The sequence below is a fragment of the Actinoplanes sp. NPDC051494 genome (genome assembly GCF_044454705.1).
In the GTDB taxonomy this organism is placed as follows: domain Bacteria; phylum Actinomycetota; class Actinomycetes; order Mycobacteriales; family Micromonosporaceae; genus Actinoplanes.
In genome coordinates this window covers 133,150-152,370 of the sequence record NZ_JBITDZ010000002.1, presented here as the reverse complement: position 1 = coordinate 152,370, position 19,221 = coordinate 133,150, and the positions used below count along the sequence as shown (strand labels likewise).

At 70.9% G+C, this 19,221-nt stretch carries 7 protein-coding genes; 2 read left to right on the top strand and 5 right to left on the bottom strand.

The window, feature by feature from the left end; translation table 11 throughout:
- Window positions 1–70: 70 nt before the first annotated feature.
- From ACIA6A_RS07500 to ACIA6A_RS07490, 3 genes are all read right to left on the bottom strand, one after another.
- Window positions 71–1,390, bottom strand: a complete 1,320-nt coding sequence (locus ACIA6A_RS07500) for a hypothetical protein (protein ID WP_396096620.1) — start codon at window positions 1,388–1,390, stop codon at window positions 71–73.
- Window positions 1,391–1,533: 143 nt separating this feature from the next.
- Window positions 1,534–1,944 carry a hypothetical protein gene (locus tag ACIA6A_RS07495; protein WP_396096619.1) on the bottom strand — a complete coding sequence of 137 codons (411 nt, stop codon included), beginning with the start codon at window positions 1,942–1,944 and terminating at the stop codon, window positions 1,534–1,536.
- 17 nt (window positions 1,945–1,961) lie between these two features.
- Entirely contained in the window at window positions 1,962–9,776 is a 7,815-nt protein-coding gene (locus tag ACIA6A_RS07490; RefSeq protein WP_396096618.1) for an RHS repeat-associated core domain-containing protein, read from the bottom strand.
- A gap of 366 nt (window positions 9,777–10,142) precedes the next feature.
- Here ACIA6A_RS07490 and ACIA6A_RS07485 point away from each other — a divergent pair, with 366 nt between their 5' ends.
- Window positions 10,143–13,238, top strand: coding sequence for a DNRLRE domain-containing protein (locus tag ACIA6A_RS07485; RefSeq protein ID WP_396096617.1), 3,096 nt, complete (start codon window positions 10,143–10,145; stop codon window positions 13,236–13,238).
- Between the two features lie 73 nt (window positions 13,239–13,311).
- Here the strand turns inward: ACIA6A_RS07485 and ACIA6A_RS07480 are convergent, their stop codons facing one another.
- Both ACIA6A_RS07480 and ACIA6A_RS07475 read right to left on the bottom strand, forming a co-directional pair.
- Window positions 13,312–14,394 (bottom strand): DMT family transporter, encoded by a 1,083-nt coding sequence (locus ACIA6A_RS07480; RefSeq protein ID WP_396096616.1) that lies wholly within the window; start codon window positions 14,392–14,394, stop codon window positions 13,312–13,314.
- 86 nt (window positions 14,395–14,480) lie between these two features.
- The gene (locus tag ACIA6A_RS07475) at window positions 14,481–16,088 is read right to left on the bottom strand and encodes a serine/threonine protein kinase (protein WP_396096615.1); all 1,608 of its coding nucleotides are present in this window, start codon (window positions 16,086–16,088) and stop codon (window positions 14,481–14,483) included.
- 131 nt (window positions 16,089–16,219) lie between these two features.
- On the opposite strand from ACIA6A_RS07475, the gene ACIA6A_RS07470 reads away from it, so the two are divergent.
- Window positions 16,220–19,129 (top strand): BTAD domain-containing putative transcriptional regulator, encoded by a 2,910-nt coding sequence (locus ACIA6A_RS07470; protein ID WP_396096614.1) that lies wholly within the window; start codon window positions 16,220–16,222, stop codon window positions 19,127–19,129.
- Window positions 19,130–19,221 lie beyond the last annotated feature (92 nt).

The following is a 19,221-nucleotide window of genomic DNA, read 5'->3' as shown; positions in this document are numbered from 1 at the left end:
CCCTGCATCCTGCCGCACGCGCAGGTGGGACCGGCACTCGCCCCGCCGCCGGGAACGGCCTCGCGCAGGCTCAGACCGCGCTGGCCGGGACCTTCTTCTTCGTCAGCGCGCCGGGCCAGGCACCGGCCGGGGAGTTCTCCAGTTTGCGGCCCTCCCCCACGCTCTTCGAGACGAGACCGGCGGCCTGCAGCACCAGGCCGGCGTTACGGGCGTCGAGGTTGCGCCACAGCGCGCCGCCGGCGAACGTGAACGCGCCGGTGGCCTGCAGCAGACCGCCCCACATCTTGGCCGGGTTGACCTTGCCGTCGTGCACGCCCTTGACCACCTCGCTGGCGAAGTCGCCGGCCCCGCTGCCGGCCGCGAACCACAGAGCCGCCTTGAGCAGCTGGGAGCCGGTGGTGCCGGAGGCGAGCGCCGACGAGGTCAGCATCTTCGCGAGCTCCGGCTCACTGAGGAACGCACCGGCCGCGAGCGCCGGCGCGACCGAGGCGGCGAACGCGCCGGCGGCCTTCGCGATGTCACTGTCGGGCAGGCTGTTCCAGGGGGTGCTGCCCTTCTCGAACTTCCAGCCCTCCCCCGCGCTCTTGATCAGCAGGCCGGCACTCTGCGACATCATCCCGCCGGCCCGCAGCCCGGGGACACCGAGCCCGGTCCCGGCCGCGGCGGCGGCCAGCCCGCCGAACGCCAGCACCCCACCGATCACCTTGGGCCAGTTGACGACGTCGTACCCGGTCGCCGACCGATGCCCCTTGAGCAGCTCACTCACGGCGTCCCCGGCCGCGGTCAGACTGGATCCACCGGTGGCCCCCGCCATCAGTCCCAGCGACGGCGAGGCATTGTTGGCCAACCCGGTGAACGGCCCGGCGGTGGCCAGCCCGGCCCCGGTCATCTTCGCCTCGTCCCCGTCCACGACCCGCCGGAACCGGCTCGGCCCCGCGGCGGCTTCCTCCCCGACCGCCGCCGGCTCCGGGCTGGGCGGCGGGCTGGGTGGCGGCGTCAGGGTGGCCAGGAGCTGCGCGGGGTCGATCGACACGTCGGACTGGCTCTCCAGGCTCTGCCGGGCGACCTCGGCCACGTCGGCCAGGGTGGTAGCGCCGACCTCCTCCTGCGACCGGCCGTCCTCGGCGTCGAAGAACACGTCGCTGTCCGGCGCCGATACGGCCGACAGCTGCGAGCGAGCGTCGAAGAAGTCGTCCCCGTCCACGGTCGTCGCCTCATCGGCCCGCTGGATGACATCCCGGCCGACCAGCGCCCCGACGCCCGCGTTACCGATCTGCCGCTGCAACGCCAGGAACGCCTCGACCTCGCCGGGCAGCCGGCCGCCGGTCGGCGAACCGGACCGGGACCCCCGGGTCCCGGCCCCCGGACGGACATGGCTCTGGCGCGTCACAACGGGCTCCTCGCGTCGGTTCCGGTGCGAGAAGGACGCTAAGGGTCCCACGTGGACGCCAGGTGAACGTCTCGGAAATGGCGAACCGCCCGAGGAATTGCCCGGGCGGTTCGTGTCATCCGTTCAGCGCGTGACGGGCGAGGTCAGCCGAAATTCACCAGTTCGGGCTGACGGTAGGGAATGTCGCCCTGGACGAAGGCCCGGCGCAACCCCGCCTTCACCGTTGCCCGGTCGGTCTCGGACATGTCGAGCCTCAGGACGACGTTGCGGTCCGGGAAGCTCAGCACCTCGCGGGCCGCCTCGGTGAAGACCAGTTCCACCGAGGCGTCCGACCAGATCACCCGTTCGATGCCCCCGTAGTTGGTGCCGTGACCGGCGGTGACCACGCAGTAGGGCACCGCGCCGGTCGCCGGGTCACCGTAGATCCCACCGACGGTCCGCTGGACCTCGAGGCCCTCGACCTCCGACCCGTTTTCCCGGAAGAGAGCCAGCGAATAGAAATCTCCATGGGTGGTGAGCTCTTCTTCCTGCAACTCTTCGATTGAGAGCTCCATCGCATATTCCTTAATCGCTACGGCCAGGTTCCGCCGGGGCCATGGTAAATGATGTCGGCACCCATGTCATTGATGAACTCCGTCATCATGTTCTTGCAACGACCGCAGGGGTCCTTGCCACCCCAGAGATTCAGCACGTCGCCTTCTTCGATCTTGACGTCGGCGTGCAGCCCGAAGTACGGGTCGTTCGGAATGTTGTGCTTGGAGGGCAGACCGAACATCCGCATCAGGCGGTTCTCCGTGTTGACCACGGCCTGCCTGTTCCAGCCGCCGTCGATGCTGGCCTCCTCCGGGGTGGTGTTACCGCTCCAGAGGCTTCCGGCGACCTTGCTGTTGCCGTCCTTGTCCACCAGTTCATAGGTGAGCCGGTGGCCGGCGTCCTTCGGGGCCGTCCATTTGCCACTCTTGTCAGGCGCGATCGAGCAGCTGTCGTTGTGGACGAAGAGCGGTTTACTGCCGGCGAGCGCGTAGTACGTATGGACATTGCTGACCGTGAGGTTGTGGACGGTCGCGCGGCTGGCGGTCCACCGCTTGATCGCGCTGATCTGGACGTACGTTCCGGCGCTGGTGCGCAGCCACTGACCGGATCGCAGATCCGTGGCGTCGGCCCAGTCGCCGAGCTCGGCCACCCAGAAGGGGTGACCGGAGGTCGCCGTGACATCCGCCGTGCCCGAGCCCCGTGCACCGTCGGTGTCGACGGTGATCTTCACCAGATGCTTGACGCCCTGGCCCTTGATGGTGGCGGAGACGGTCTCTACGCGGGTCTTCCCCGTCTCCGGGTCGGTCGTCCTGACCTTGTCGCCGAGCCTGACCTCTTCGATCGGCTTGGTGGAGCCGTCGGCCATGAGGACCTTGGTGCCGGGGACGAAGCTGTTGCAGCTGCCGCTGGCGCCGCTGTCACCACCGCCACCACCACTTTTGCCGCCACCGCTCTTACCGCTGTCGCCTCCACCGCTCGAGCCGCCGTTGCTGCGCTGGGAACCGCCGGACGATCCACCGGGCTTGCTCGCTCCGGAACTGCCGGCACCCTTGCTCGCGGGAGCCGACGATCCCTTCGGGTTGGCCCTGGCCTGTGCCTGCTTCTGGACCGGGTTACCGGTCTTCTTGGTCGCGTCCGCGGCCCGGGCGCTCGTCGTCTTGAGCCGGTCCGCGGCCTTCTTCTGAGCGGCCTGTGCGGCCTTCTTGGCCCGGGCGATCGCCGCCTTCTTGGCGTTGACCGCAGCCGTCTCCGCGGCCTTGGCCACCGCGAGGACCAGTTCGGCGGCCTTCTTAGCGGTACGCCAGGCCTGGATCGCGGCGATGGTGCGGTCGATGGCTCTCAGCACCGCCGGGATCTTGCCGAGCTTCGCCCAGGGGATCGCCCCGATGATGAGGCTTCCACAGGCCCACATGTCACCGCCGAAGCAGTTGATGGCGTCCGTGATGCCGATGAAGTCCTGCAGCATCGACCAAGCCGCGGACAGGATCACCGACGTGAGCGAGCGGCCCATGTTCGCCTGGGCCTGGGAGACCTGTGCCGCGGACAACCCCGCGCCGGCCAGTGCGGCGGCCATCTCCGAGGCGGTCAACGCCACCGACATACCCGACGGGTCGGACAGCGTCGACGGGTTGTTGTGGGCGTAGGCGTACCCGTTGGACTGCATCGGATCCGACAGGTCGACGACGGGGTCGGCGGAGAGGAACCTGCCTACCGCGGGGTCGTACAGGCGCGCCCCGAGCTGGGTGTAACCGGACGCGTCGTCGCGGGAGGCGCCGAGGAAGCCGGCGTTCGTCTGCATGTTGACACCCAGCGGGGCGGCACCCCGCTGGTTGCCGAACGGGTCCTGCTTGCGGAGCCGCACCGTCATGCCACCGCTGAGCTGCACCTCGGCGTACGGGCTGCCCTGGTGATCGCCGACCAGCGCGACCACGCCGGTCGAACCGGTTCCGTAGGCGTATCGCATCACCGCGCCGCCAGGGGCGGCGTAGGTGCGCTGGACGTTGACCAGCACACCGCCCTTCTGCACGGTGATCTGGGCCTCACCCAGCATCAGCGTCGCCTGGCGTCCCTGGATGCTGAGCAGCTGCGTTCCGGAGGCGCCGTAGATGTAGCGGGTCTCGTTCTGCCCCTCCCAGCGCTGGGCCGCGGCGGTGTTGTCGCATGCCGCCAGCACGATCAGCGTGGAGTTCGCGGTGGCCGCGTCCTTGACCGCGACGCACAGGCCCGACGCCGTGTGGGTGAGCTGGCCGGCGGTGGTCCGCTGCAGTCGCTGGGCGGTGCCGCCGTCGCACTTCTGCAGCTGGAGGGCCGAGCCCGCGGTGTTGGCGGCGGGCTGCAGGCACCAGGTGTCGTAGCCGACCATGGTGCCGAGGTTGACGTTCGCCTGGCCCGGGACCTGCTTGAACGACCACTTCTGCGCGATGGAGCCGTTGCAGCCGTACAGCTGGATGGCGGTACCGGCGACGGCCAGACCGCTCTTGAGGTCGATGCACTTGTCGGCCAGGCCGACGTACGGCGTCTTGCCGTTGGTGCCCTGCCCCGAGATCCGTTCGACCTTGCCGTCCGCGGTCCAGGCCAGTTCCTGCTTGTCACCGGTCTGGAGCGACGTGACGGTCTTGGTCTCACCGGTCAGCTCGTAGAGCCGCTCCGCCTCGGCGGTGACCGCGGCACCGGCCGGGGTGACGTACTTCTTGGTCACCTTGCTCAGGGTGTGCGGCTGGCTGCCGTCCGCCTTGCCATAGGTGTATGTGCTGGTGCTGTCCTTGGTGGCGGTTCCGGTGAGGTCCTTCTCGACCAGCTTGGTGCGGTTGCCGAGAAGGTCGTACTCATATTCCTGCCAGTAGCCCGCGTTGTCGGTGCCGGCCGCCACGTTCGGCGTGCCGTCCGCGTTGACCGGGCCGGCCGCGCAGGACTCCTGGTCCTTCGCGGTCCATGCCTTCTTGAGCTGGCCGAGCGGATCGTGCGTGAAGCACTGCCGTTCCTGGATGCCGGTGGACCGCTCACGGATCGACGTGACATTGCCGGCGTTGTCGTAGGTGTAGGCCCGGTTGGAGACGAGGTTGCCGCCGACGAGGGCCTTGTCCGTCGAGTTCTCGCGGTAGGCCTGCTGCTCGGTGAGTGCGCCGCTGGCCTCGTCGTACGAGGTGAGTGCCCACACCCGGTACGGCTGGGCTCCCAGGGTGGAGCGCACCACCTGCCCGTACGGCGAGTAGGTGGTCTCCGAGCCGTACCAGTCCTTGCCGGACAGCGAGAGCGGCAACCCGTCCTTGGTGTAGCGGACGACCAGCTTCTCGGCGGGGAACGAGCCGACGGCGGGCAGGGACTGGGTCTCCGGCAGGCCGGTGTCGGTGTACGTGTACCCGTACGTGTAGGAGCTCTTCAGGCCCCAGGTGTCCGCGATGGTCTGCGGCAGGGTGAGCGTGGTCGACGTCGGCTGGTAGTCGGTGGTGTAGCCGCCGACGGTCTGGGTGTATGGCAGACCGTCGGTGTAGCGGGTCGCCGAGGCGGGCAGGCCCTTGCCACCGGCGACCGTGTCGTAGGTGTACTCGCCGAGAACGGCTCCGGTGCTACCGCCGATACGCTGGCGGATCGGCCGGGACAGTTCGTCGTACTCGTTCCACAGCGTGACGTTGCGGGCGGTGGTGACGGCCTGCGGACGGTCCCGGCTGTCGTACGTGGTGCGGGTGACGCCGGTGTCCGGGTCGGTGGCGGTCAGCTGGCGGCCGCGCTGGTCGTAGGTCCATGACCAGGGGTTGGCCGCGTCGGCGGAGTTGGTGGCCTTCACGAGCTGACCACGCGAGTCGTACTGGTACCGCATCGAGGTGAACTCGGTCCGGCCGATGTCGGTGAACGTGTCCACCCGGGTGGTCCGGCCCAGGGCATCGGTGTACATCCGGTACGAGGCCGCACCGGACGGGTTGATCACCGTCGAGTTGTCGGTGTCGTAGGAGTACCCGGTTGCCCGCGCCGGTGTCTCGGTGCCGCGCAGGACCGGCATCTCCGTGGTCACCCGGCCGAGACCGTCGTAGGTGTAACGGGTGGCGTTGGGGACGGTGGTGTCCGCGAGCGGCGTGAACAACTGGCCGCTCGGCGTACCCTCGTTGTAGTAGGCGTTGTTGGTCTGCCACACCTCACCGGAGCTGTTGTACAGCGTGTCGGTGATCAGGCGACCGCCGTTGGTGGCGTTCTCCTGGGTCTGGCGTTCCCGGCCCAGTCCGTCGTACAGCGTGACGGACGTCTGGACGCGGTTCTCGTGCCCGCGCGTCTGGGTGGTGATGAACGGTGGCTTGCCGGCCGGCGTGTTGTACACCGCCTTGAAGTCCGGCACCGCGTTGGCGGCGGGGGTGCGTCCCGGCCCCCATGCTTCGAGCAGGCGCCCCAGCGGGTCGAACTTCGACTGGCTGACCCGTCCGTTCGCGTCGGTGGTGGTGAGTCCGGTGCCCCGGCCCGGTTCGACGGTCTGGGTCTGGTCGAAGCCGAGCGAGTTCCGCTCGGTGACCTTGTACGCCTGCCCGGCGGCCGGGTCGTACGTGATGGCGGTGCTCTTGTTGTCCGGGTCGGTCCGCTGGGTCACGCGGCCGATGGCGTCGAAAGCGGTGGTTCCGTCGTTCTGGAAACCGGAACCGTCGGCCTTCAACGACCAGGTCTGCGACGCGAGGCCGCGCGTCGTGTCGGCGAGCGCGGCGCCGTACGCCTGTCCGTCATAGGCGGTACGGATCCCGGAGCCCAGCGACGTCAGGGTGTCGAAGGTCGCGGCGGCGCAGGTGGTGGGGCTGGTGCGGACCTGTTTGGTGAGGCCGATGAGGTTCTTGGCCGTGTGGTGGACGTATTCCAGGGCGGTGCAGGACTCGTCGCCGTCCTTGCCGGTGTCGCCGAGGGACTCGATGCGGGTCGGCAGGCCGTACGTGTCGTCGTAGGTGGTGCGGGTCTCGGTGGTGCGGGCGGTGCGTTTGTCGTCGCCGGTGCCCGAGGAGCGGGTGTAGGTGAGCTGTCTCGGCTCGGTGACCCGCCAGGCGCGCAGGTCACTGAGGCCGTCACCGCGGTCCCGGCTGGCCAGCTGGGTGGCCTCGGGGACGGTCACGCTGCGGGTCAGCCAGTCGTCGTCGGCGTCGCCGGGGTTGCTGTAGGTGAGCTCCTCGGCGATGCGGCCGGCGAACGGGTCGCGGTCCTTGGCGATCTCGGTGCCGGCGATGTCCTTGACGGAGACGCTGTCACCCATGCCGCGGAAGTAGCGGGCGACGGACTTGGTCTGCTTGCTGCCGATGTCGCTCTCGTCCGCGCCGGTGAGCGTGGTGGTCTGCTCGAAGCCGGCGAACTCGGAGTAGGTGCGGGTGGCCTTCTTGGTGAACTCGGCCTCGGCGAGTTTCCAGGCGGCGTTCTTGTACGTGTACCCGGTGATGGTGCTGAACGCGCCGTCGACGTTGGGGAGTTCCTCGACGGTGTCGACGACGTACTTCTGGAACCAGTCGATCTCCTCGGCCTCCGGGTCCGGATGCCAGAAGCTCGGGTAGCAGAGCCGGGTGTTGGCCTTCAGTTCGGCGGTGTCGTTCTTGCCGGGCAGGCCGCTGCCGGTGGCACAGGCGCCGGTGGGCTGCTTGTACGTGACGACGGTCTCGCCGCCGTACTCGTTGATGACCCGGGCGATGCGCAGGCGGGAGAAGCCGGGGCGGGCGTCCTCCTTGACCCGGTTGGGCATGTCCTCGAGGTTGGACTCGAAGCTGACCGGGTTGAGGGCGGTCTTCGCGCCGTCGGTGCCGTATCCGGTGCGGGTGATCTTCTCGAGCCACAGCGCGGTGTTCGGGCCGGTCCGCAGCACCGGGAAGGACTGCTTGAGCTGGTATTCGTCGACGGTCTGGCGGGCGGTGGAGCCCGGCACGCGCTGGGTCGAGGTGGTGATCTTGTCGAGGCGTTTGCGGGTGAAGAACGACGGGCCGGCGTTCCAGCACATCTTGCCGGCCTCGCAGCGCAGGTCGGCGGGGGTGTCGAACCAGACGCGGTACTTGCCGGGGTCCTTGCTCGCGAAGTTGGACTCGCTGCAGGTGACCGAGCCGACGGTGTAGCAGCGTTCGTCGACGGAGAACGCGACCTGGCCGATCGGGGCGGCGGAGAACAGCGTGTTGGCGCGCTGGCCGTAGTCGATGCGGGTCAGGTAGCCGCCACGGTCGTACTTGACCGGGCCCTTGAAGTAGAAGTTCTTCGCGTAGTAGTTCGTCTCCTTGGCCCACCACAGGCTCATGGCGTTGCCGTGGATGTCCTCGACGTAGTCCAGCGACCAGCGCCAGGCTTCCGTACAGAAGGATTTCTTGAAGTCGTCGCTGGTCGGGCCCTTGTAGCAGGGTTCACCGGAGTGGTTGCCGGAGACCGGGACGGTGAGCACGGAGTTGGTCTCCGGGTCGCCGGTGGTCCAGCCGGGCAGGCGGTTACGGCCGAAGTGGTACCTGGTGCCGTCGCGGGTGGTGACGATCCAGTACTCGCCGTCGGCGTCGCCGTTCTTGAGGCTGGTGTCCTTCTCCAGGTTGATGACCGAGCCGTCGCCGTTGGCGGTGAACCACTTGTTTTTGGTCTCGTCCCAGACCAGCTCGGTGGTCGAGCCGCCCAGCGACAGGGTCGCGTTCTTGGAGCCCCAGCACAGGTCGGCGGTGCGGTGCTTGGCGTTGTTGGAGCCGTCCTTCTTGGAGTCCTGACGGCAGTTCGCATAGGTACGGGTGATCGAGCCGGCGCTGTAGTCCCAGCCGTCACCGATCCAGGAGGCCTGGTTGTTGGTGGAGGAGGTGCGCCCGTCGACCGACTGCGAGGAGTAGGAGAGCCCGATCTGCGGGGTGAGGCCGCCGGCGGTCTCGGGCACCTGCACCTGGTACGAGTAGGTGAACGCGCCGGACGACGAGCCGGAGGCCCAGGAGCCGGAGGACAGCAGCGGGGTGGCGGTGAAGTCGCCGGAGGCCGAGGCGCCGGTGTCGAGGGCGCCGACGACGCCGGAGGTGGACGGTTCGACGGCGGCGCGGGCGGTCGAGCCGGCCGCGGTGGTGGGCTCGAGCAGTTTGCCGAGCGGCACCGTGCCGCTGACGATGCGGTGCGGGGTGGTGCTCTTCGCGGAGGCGCTGCGGGCGAGCGCGTCGGACGCGGGGACCAGGGAGACCTCGCTGGACAGCGCCACCTCGCTGGACGGGGTCGCCTCACTGGACGGGGCCGACTCGCTGGACGGGGCCGCCTCGGTGCTGCCGGGTTCCTCGCCCTCGACGGGTGCGCAGTCGCCGGCTCCCGGGGTGTCGTAGACGCAGTCGGGCAGCAGCATCAGGCCGAAGCGGTCGGCGGCCTGGGGCCCGTACAGGTCGGCGAAGGTGGTGTAGTCGACGCTGAGCGCGACCTCGGCGGCCGGGTCGGCGGCGGCCGGCGGGGTGAGTTTCATGATGAGGCCGGAGACGCCCGCGGTCTGCGAGGTCTCGGGGGCGGCCAGGTCGACGGTCCAGTCGCCGGCGAGCGCGGCCGGGTCGGCGCCGTCCGGGACGCCGAGGGAGACGGGCAGGTCGTCGACGGGCACGCTCTCGCCGGCGGCGACGCCGGTGAGGTCCACGACGCCGCTGTCCTGCTGCCAGGGGGTGACGGAGGTCGGTGTGTACGGGTCGACCGGCACCTCGTCGGCGGTGGTGAGGTTCGCCTCGGCCTCCTCGTCCTGGCCGATCGGTGCGGTTTCGGGCAGGTCGGGCAGGTCGACCACGGCGTTGTCGCGGTCCATGCCGGGTCCGGGGACGGCGAGTGCGGCGGCCGGTGCCGTGGTCACCACCAGGGAGGTGACCAGCAGCAGGACGAGCGCGCGATGGCGTGTCCGCCAGGATAGGGGACCTGTACCACGCATAAGTGTCGACTCCCAAAGCACGTCGAGGCACACGCCGGGCGAGGCGGGTGCGGAGGCACTGTCCCTTCAGCCCTGCGTCACAGACAAGGTCACTGATAGTTATGAATGTGATCCACGCCACCTGGCGATCTTGACCAAATGACTTTCCGGTGAAGTATTCGAATATTTCTATTAGCAGTGCGCAAAGTGGTGCAAGCATCCCGCCCGTACCAGTCCAAAAGGGAATCAGCCGGGCGTAACTGCTTCCGAAACCCTTTGCTGTGTAACGAATGAGTAACCCTGCGCGAAGATCGATGGCTGTGCGATCGTGTGCGCGCTCTCCAAGCCGCTGCCCTTTCCCTCTGGTCCACACGGGAGTACACCGCCGTGACCGTGCCCCGCCTGTTCAGTCCCTTCGTGCGCACCCGCACCAGGCTGGCCTGCACCCTTGGCCTTCTGCCAGCCGTCCTCATCGCCGCGTCGGTGCCGTGGTGGCCGCACGAGGACACCGATGCCCGGCCGGCCCCCGTCGCCGGTCCGGCCGCCGTCGCCGGGGTGAAGGACGAGGCCGTGGTGATGGCCGAGGCCGTCGCCGGCGGCAAGAACGTGCTGATCGACAAACTCACCACCACCACGTCGCTGACCTGGGCCCGCCCGGACGGGCAGCTGGAGACCACGATCAACGCGGTACCGGTGCGGGCGCGGAACACCGCCGGCTCCTGGGCGCCGATCGACAACACCCTCGCCGCACAGGACGGCCCGCTGGGGATCCGGCCCGCCAACCCGGTGACGCCGGTCCGTTTCTCCGGCGGGGGCGATCCCGGCGCCGCCGAGACCGTGCTGGCCGAGACCGAGGCCGACGGCCACACCCTCACCTACACGTGGCCCGGCGCGTTACCGGCACCGGTGCTCGACGGCAGCCGCGCGCTGTACCCCGAGGTCCGCCCCGGGGTGGACCTGCTGCTGGTCGCCCGCAGGGAAGGCGGGTTCTCGAACGCGCTCATCGTCAAGAACCGCGAAGCCGCGACGGCCCCGTCCCTCGGCACGCTGAGCTACAAGCTGAGCTCGCCGACCGCGATCTTCCGCCACGACGCCGAGACCGGCGGCGTCCGGGTGCTCGACGCGACGAGCCAGGCCGAGATCGGCTCGGTGCCCACGCCGCTGGCCTGGGACTCCTCCGGCAAGGACCCCGAGTCGCCCGAGGCGGCCCGCACCGCGGTGGCCACCAGCGCCGACGTGCTCGCGCTCTCCGGCCTGGGCGGACTGGAACCGGGATCGCGCCAGGCCCCGATGCCCACGCGCCTCGACGGTGACGGCACCGGCAGCGCCGAGCTGCACCTCGACGTCGCGGCCACCGGTCTGCTCACCGACCCCGCCGCCACGTTCCCGCTGTTCCTGGACCCGACGATGATCAGCGACACGCTGGCCTGGGCGCTCGTGCACAAGCCCAACGCCAACAGCAACTTCCTCAACGGGGTGGGCTTCAACGGCAAGACGCCCGACGCCCGGGTCGGTTACGAGAGCGACACCAAGGGCCTGGCCCGCTCGTTCTGGCGGATGGGCTTCGACAAGACCATCAAGGGCGCGGAGATCAGCTCGGCGAGCTTCAAGGTGCTGAACAACCACTCCTGGTCCTGCACCGACCGCGAGTTCCAGCTCTGGCAGACCGGCGCCATCTCCTCCGGCACCACCTGGAACAAGCAGCCGAGCTGGATCGCGTTGCAGCAGAAGCTGTCGTTCGCGAACGGTTACTCCGCCAGCGCCTGCGCCAACGCGTACGTCTCGTTCAACGTCAAGGACGGCGCGCAGGCGGCCGCGGACGCCGGCGCGTCGAACCTGACCCTCGGCATGCGTGCCACCAGCGAGAGCGACACCCAGACCTGGCGCAAGTTCGAGGCCGACACCGCGGAGCTGAAGGCGGTCTACAACCGCAAGCCCAAGGAGCCGACCGGCGGTACGACCTCGCCCGGCGGTGAGTGCGAACCGGGCCCCGGCAACGGCGTCACGATCGCCAAGACCACCATCGTGCTGTCGGCGTCCGCCACCGACCCGGACGGCAACCTGAGCAAGCTGCGCTTCCGCTGGTGGAAGACCGGTGGCACGGTGTCGGACGGCACGCTGGTCACCCCGAACAGCGCCGGCAAGGCCACGCTGACGATCCCCAGCACCAGCCTGGTCGACAAGGGCGTCTACTCGTGGGACGTCCGCGCGGAGGACTCCGGCGGCCTGGTGTCGACGTTCTTCCCCGGCGGCACCACCGAGCCGTGCCGCTTCATCATCGACGCCTCCGCTCCCGCGGCGCCGATCGTCGAGAGCGTGGTGTTCCCGGCGGCGACCGCCGACGGTGCCACCTGGGCGACGGTGAAGTTCGGCGGGACCGGGGCGGTCACGTTCACCGCCGACGGCGCCGTCAAGTTCGCCTACGCGTTCGAGTACATCGACAGCACGACGATCACCGCCACATCGGGCAAGGCCACGGTGACCGCCCTGAAGCCACGGCACGCCGGGCCGACCACGCTGGTCGTGTACGCCTACGACGCGGCCGGCAACCGCAGCGCCGCGACCCTGTACACGTTCTACGTGCCGCCGCGTGACATCGGCGACGGCCCCTACGACACCGGCGGCGACGGCATCGCCGACCTGCTGCTGGTCAACGAGAGCGGCAACCTGCGCACGCTGTCCGGTGACACCGACGGCGAGCTGTACACGTCACTGGCGGCGGCCTACGTCACCGGCGGCAAGATCAACCCCGCCGGGCAGTGGTACGACGCGGCCACCGGCAGGTCGGCCCTGATCGCCCACCACTCGGACGTGTACCCGGGTGACGGCATCACCGACCTGTTCGCCCGTACCCCGGACGGCGGTTTCTACCTGTACCCCGGTGACGGGTACGGCAGCTTCAACGTGGACCAGCGCCTCAAGGTCCTGCTGCCGTCGAACACCCCGGATCCGGCCACCTGGACGCAGCTCAAGGCCGTCGGTGACATCACCGGCGACGGCAAGCAGGACCTGGCGATCCGCACCGCGACCGCGTTCTGGGTGCTCAGCGGTTACACCGGCGGCAGCTTCCAGGAGGCCACCGCGATGGCCACCACGGTCTGGGAGCGCCGGGGCATCGTCACCATCACCGACGTCGACGTCGACGGCACGCCGGACCTGCTGTGGCGCAACCTCGACACCGGCACGCTGTACCTGCGGCACGGCCTGCCGGGTGCGGTGGCGGGCAGCGTGAGCCTGGACTCGCTGAAGTCCGCGGCGGCCTCCCGCGCCGGCGACGTCACGTACGGCACCGGCTGGCAGGAGCCCGCGGTCAAGGAGATCATCAGCATCCCCGACGCGAGCGGAGACGGGATCCCCGAGCTGTGGGAGGTGTCGGCGGTGGACGGCCAGGTGCGGCTGTACTACCCGTCGAAGACCGCCACCGGGCCCGTGGTCAAGACGGTCCTGTCGGTGGACTGGCGGTTGATCAAGGCATTCGGCTGATCCGACGGTACGAGGCGGGCCCGGTCATCCGACCGGGCCCGTCCGCGTTCAGTGCCTGTCCGGGAAGCGGATCTCAGTCCCGCCGGCGCAGCAGGGCGTGGTCCTCGGGCCGCACCAGGGAGCGCCGGGTGTACTTCACGGTCGGTTCCGCCTGCTCGCCCGGGCGCGCCACCCCCCGCCCGAGAGGATGGGGCCGGCCCACCAGGTCGGGCCGCAGCGGGATCCGCACCGGCATGGCGACCACGCCGACCGCGCTGCTGACCAGCGGTGCCGCCGCCGGGCCGGTGACCCGGCTGGTGATCAGCAGACCGGTCAGGATCGCCGCGCAGGCCAGCACCTCGGCGACGGTCAGCGACTCGCCCAGCAGGGTCGTGCTCAGCAACGCCGCGGCCAGCGGTTCGCCGAGGCTCAGCGTGCCGGCCACGCCGGTGCTGACACTGCGCAGGCCGGCGCCGTACATCGCGTAGGCCGCACCGGTGGTGACCAGTCCCAGCCAGGCGATCACGGTGAGGACCCGGGGCTGGGCCAGCGCGCCGATCCCGGAGGCCATCGCCGGCGTCAGGACCAGGGCGCCGACGAGCATGCCGGCGCCGGTGCCCGCGTACACCGGGATCCCGGTGGCGCCAAGCCGTTTCGCGGCGGTGGTGTACCCGGCGAACAGCGCGCCCGCAGCGAGCCCGCAGGCGAGCCCGGCCGGTTCGACCTCGGCGCCGGCCGCCGGTGCCAGCAGCAGGCAGGACCCGGCGACCGCGAGGCCCGAGCCGATGAGCCAGCTGCGGGTCAGGCGCTGGCCGTCGAACCAGCGGGCGGCGAGGCCGCAGAACAGCGGTACGGTCGCCACGCCGAGCACCGTGCCCATCGCGGCGCCGGCCAGGGACACCCCGGTGAGGAAGCTGACCTGATAGACGGCCCCGACCACACCGGCCAGCACCACGAGCGTCCACACCCGGCGTTCCCGCAGCCGGCGCAGCCCGGCCGGGTCGCGCAGCGCGAGGCCGCACAGGGCCAGCCCGCCGACGACGTGGCGCCATCCGGCGAGTGCCGCCGGGTCGATGTCACCGCCGCCCAGCACCTGGGACGGGCCGATCGTGCCCCACAACAACGCCGCGCCGAGTACCAGGCCCGCACCGCGGGATCCCGTGATTGCTTTGTTCACGGGTCGAGGCTGCCAGCGTCCTCCCCACGGTGATCAATTCCCGGGCGGCGGTGGCACGATCCGGGGAGATGATTCCGATGTGGACGTCAGGGCACGGTGATCGCGAGATCGGCGAACAGTGCGCGACCCTCGTCGTTCGCGGCGGAGTTGGACATGCCGAGCTCCACCCAGCCCTTCGCCATCCGGGAGTCGATGACCGTGGCCAGGACCTTGTCACCGTCGATCCGGACGGCCGCGACCTCGTCGACGATGTCGATGACGATCCGGTGCCGGGCGGGGAACGTCAGCCGCACCTCCGTACGGCTGATCGGTTGTGCGTTCCCGTCCGGGTCCGTGACCTCGAGGTGGGAGCCGTCGCGGCAGATCTCGAGTTTGTACCCGGCGCTGCCGGACCGGCGGAACCTGATCTGCGCGCAGGCCTGCGGGCTGAGGTCGTCGAGTTCCACCGCGACGGAGTGGTCACCGCTGAAGACCTTTCTCGGTCCCGCGCAGGTGAACCCGTCGTAGTCCTGCGAGCCGGCGATGGTCAGCCCGCGACTCCCGGGGGTGCAGCTGTACGCGCGCGTGGACACCTTCTCCCAGTTGCCGTCGGCGGTGAGCGGGTCGACCCAGGAGGTGTCCAGCGCCGGGTCCGTGGACGCCGGCACGACGCCGAGCGGCGAGGACACGGCGTCGACGGACTCCGGGGCGTTGCCGGCGGCGTCGATCCCGAGGGGCACGGCCACCGCCAGCAGCCCGGCCGCGACGACGGCACCGGCGATCCGGGCGACGCGACGGCGGGGCCGGGCCCGGCGCTCGGGCGGGGCCGCGCGGGACGCGGGCGGGGCCGGGCGGGACACGGGCGGGGCCGGGCGGCGTGCGGAGCCCGCGGTCGTCGCGTCCGGGCCGGCGGCCAGCAGGGTGTCGAGCAGTTCCTGGGCGGTCGGCCGCTGGGCGGGGTCCTTGGCCAGCGTACGGGCGACGAGGTCGCGCAGGGTGCCGGACAGGCCGGTGAGGTCGGGTTCGCCGGTGAGGATCCGCACGGCGGTCACGGTCGGGGTGTCCGCGGCGAACGGGGTGCGCCCGGTGGCCGCGTAGCCGACCAGCACGCCCCAGGCGAACACGTCCACCGCGGGCGTGACGGCTTTGCCGTCGAGCCGTTCCGGCGCCATGTAGGACAGCGTGCCGACCATCTGATCGGTACGGGTGTGCTCGCTCGTGGACTCGAACGCCCGGGCGATGCCGAAGTCGATGACCTTCGGCGAGCCGAGCGCGAACAGCACGTTGCGTGGCTTCAGGTCGCGGTGGATGACCCCGGCACCGTGGATCGCGACCAGCGCGGTGGCCACGCCGACCGCGACGCTGTGCAGCGCGCCACCGGTGAGCGGGCCCTGGTCGGCGACGACGCCGGCGAGGTCCGGGCCGTCGACGTACTCGACGACGAGGTACGGGGTGCGGTGGTCCGGGTCGGCGTCGAGCACCGCGGCGGTGCAGAACGGGGGCACCTGCCGGGCCCGGTTCACCTCGCTGCGGAACCGTCCCCGGAACTCGGCCTGCGCCGCGTACTCCGGCCTGATGATCTTGACGGCGACCAGGTGGCCGTCGCGGCCCCGGGCCAGGTAGACGGCACCCATGCCGCCCTCCCCGAGCACCCTGAGCAGCTCGTAGCCACCGACGGCACGCGGATCGTGGGAACGCAGAGGCCTGGTTGGCACGCCGTCGTCTCGCTCCCGGTTGGCGGCATCGATGGACGCACGGCAATCTACCAGCGCCGCCGGTGACCGGCTCGGAGGAGCTTACGGCTGTCATGATTTGATCAGCCGACAGTTTTGACGAGGGGAAACGCATGGAGGTCCGCCTGCTGGGTCCGGTGGAGATCTGGTCAGCGGACCGCGTCGACCCGGGAGCGCCACGGCAACGCACGGTGCTGGCGGCGCTCGCGGCCGACGCCGGGAACCCCGTGCCCATCGACACCCTCATCGACCGGACCTGGGGCGACGATCCCCCGCCGCAGGCCCGCCAGGCGTTGTATCCCTATATCGCCCGGCTGCGCCGGCTGATCACGGACACCGCCGCCGCGGACGGCACCCCGGCCGCGCTGATCCGCCGCTCCGGTGGGTACCAGCTCGACATCGATCCCGGCCGGGTCGATGTGCTGCGGATCGAGGCGCTGACCGCCGACCCCGGCGTACGGGTGGAGCAGTTGCGCGAAGCGATGGCCCTGTGGCGCGGTGAACCCCTGGCCGGCCTGCACGGCGACTGGGTCGAGCGGACCCGGGCGGCCTGGCTGCACCGCCGGGCCGAGACGGCGGTGACCTGGGCCCGGGCGGAGCTGGCGGCCGGGGAACCCGCCCGGGTCATCACCGTGCTCGGTGGCCTGCTGGCCGAACATCCGCTGATGGAGGGCCTCGCCGCCGCGCTGATGCGTGCCCTGCACGTCACCGGGCGTGACGCCGAGGCCCTGACATTGTTCGCGTCCACCCGGCACCGCATCGCTGAGGACCTGGGCGCCGACCCCGGCCCGGACCTCGCCGGCGCCCACCGGGAGATCCTGCGCGCGAACAGCTCCGCCGAGTCCGTACCCGCGGCTCCGGCCCTGGTCCGGTTGCCGCCGGACGTCGCCGACTTCACCGGCCGCGAAGCCCACCTGGACCACCTGATGGGTGCGCTGGGCGACCGGCCGGGGGCCCGGGGTCTCGCCGTCGTCACCGGTCAGGCCGGCGTGGGCAAGACCTCACTGGCCGTACACGCCGCTCATCGGCTCGCCGCGCGGTTCCCCGACGGGTGTGTCTTCGTCGATCTCGGTGGGATCGGTGGCCGGCCGGTCTCCGGCCCGGAGGCGCTGACCCACGTCGTCGGCCTGCTCGGGCTCGACGACCGCGGCGATGCCGGGCCGGCCGAACGGTACCGCGCGCATCTGGCCGGCCGGCGCATCCTGCTCGTGCTCGACAACGCCGTCACCGAGAGCCAGGTCCGACCGCTGCTGCCCTGGGAAACCGGCTCGGCGGTGATCGCGACCAGCCGGACACCGCTGGCCGGGCTCGAGGCCGAACGGATCTGGCTGCCCGCGTTCGACGAGCGGGAGTCGCTGGACCTGCTCGCCCGCACGGCCGGGCCGGACCGGGTGGCGGCCGAACCGGAGGCGGCCCGGCACATCATCGCCATGTGCGGGCATCTGCCCCTCGGCCTGCGCATCGCCGGTGCCCGGCTCAGCGCGCGGCGGCACTGGATGCTCGCCGACCTGGCCGAGCGCCTCGGTGACCAGCACCGCCGGCTGGACGAGCTCGCCGTCGGTGACCTGACGGTCCGCGCCAGCATCGCGCTCAGTTACCGGGCCCTGCGGCAGGACGAGCAGGACATCTTCCGCCTGCTCGGGCAGATGCGCGGGCTGTCGTTCCCGGCGTGGGCACCGGCGACGCTCGCCGACGCCGCGGAGCCGGACATGGCGGACATCCTCGAGCGGCTCGTGGACTGGCACCTGCTCGACGTCGTCGGCCGCGACCACGCCAACCGGCAGCGCTACCGGATGCACGACCTGATCACCCTGTACGCCCGGGAGCTGCCCGGTGCCGCCGGTTCGGACGCGGAACGGCACGCCGCCCGGACCGAGGCGCTCGACGCCTGGATGACGATCTTCGACGGTATGGAGAAGCGGCTGATGGCCGGGGACCCCACCGCGCCGCGCCGCCCGGCCGGGCACAAATACCCCCTGGGCTGGGTGCCGGCGTTGCGCTCGGCACTGTCCGGTGAGGTCACCGAGAGCGCCGGCACGGTCCTGGAGACCGGGTGGTCGCTGACCGGCATCCTGGTACCGCTGTCGTTCGAGCTGTGGTCGCAGTGGGACGACTGGGCGCTGACCAGGGAGGGTGCCCGGCAGGCCGCGCATCAGGTGGGTGACCGGCTGGTGGCCGCACCCGACGCGGACGGTGCCGGGGTGCCGCTGGCGGTCACCGTCAAACCCGGCATGCTGAACCCCTGGTCGGGTACGGTCCGTGGCCTGGAACGGGTCGTGCAGACGTTCCGGCGCCTCGGCGACCTCGACTGGCACGCCATGGCGCTGTTGAGCCTCGGCAACGTCTACCGGGCGCACGGGCGTTTCGACCTGGCCGCGAGCACCCTGGACCGGTGCGTCGCCCTGTTCTACGAGATCGGCAACCCGGACTGGCAGGCGGCCGCCCTGTTGAGCCGGGGCGGCCTGCACGTGGTCGAGGGTGACCTGGACGGCGCGGTCCGGCTGTACACGGACTGCCTGAAGATCTTCACCGACCGGGGCGATCCGCTGTGGGAGGCGTACACCCGTCGCGCCCTGGGCTACGCCTATCAGCAGCACGGCCGTTTCACCGCCGCGGTGCGGCACCTGGAGCCGGCGATCCCGGTGCTGGGCGAGCACGGCGACCAGGTCTGGGAGGGCCACGCCCTGCTCACCCTCGGCCTGGCCGAGCTCGGCCGGGACCGCCCGGCCGACGCGGCCCGCCACCTCGACGCCGCGCTGGAACGCTTCCGCCGGTACGGCGACCCGCGCAGTGAGGCGCTGGCGCTGCGGGCCCGCGCCCGGACCGTCGACGGGCCCGAGGCGGAACAGCACCTGCGGGCGTCCCTGGCGAGGTTCGTCCTCATGGAGAACCCCACCGGGACCGCCCTGGCACTGCGTGACCTCGCCGCGCTGCTGCGGGCCCACGGTGACGGCAGCACCGCCGACCGCTATCTGGACCTCGCCCGCACCGCGCGCGGCGAGGTGGCGGTACCGGGTCTCTGACCACCTGTGGAACGGGCCGGCCGGGGGCCGGTCCGCTCACCCCCGTCAGGCGGTGTCGACCACTGGCCTCAAGTATCGGTGACGCCCGGGCC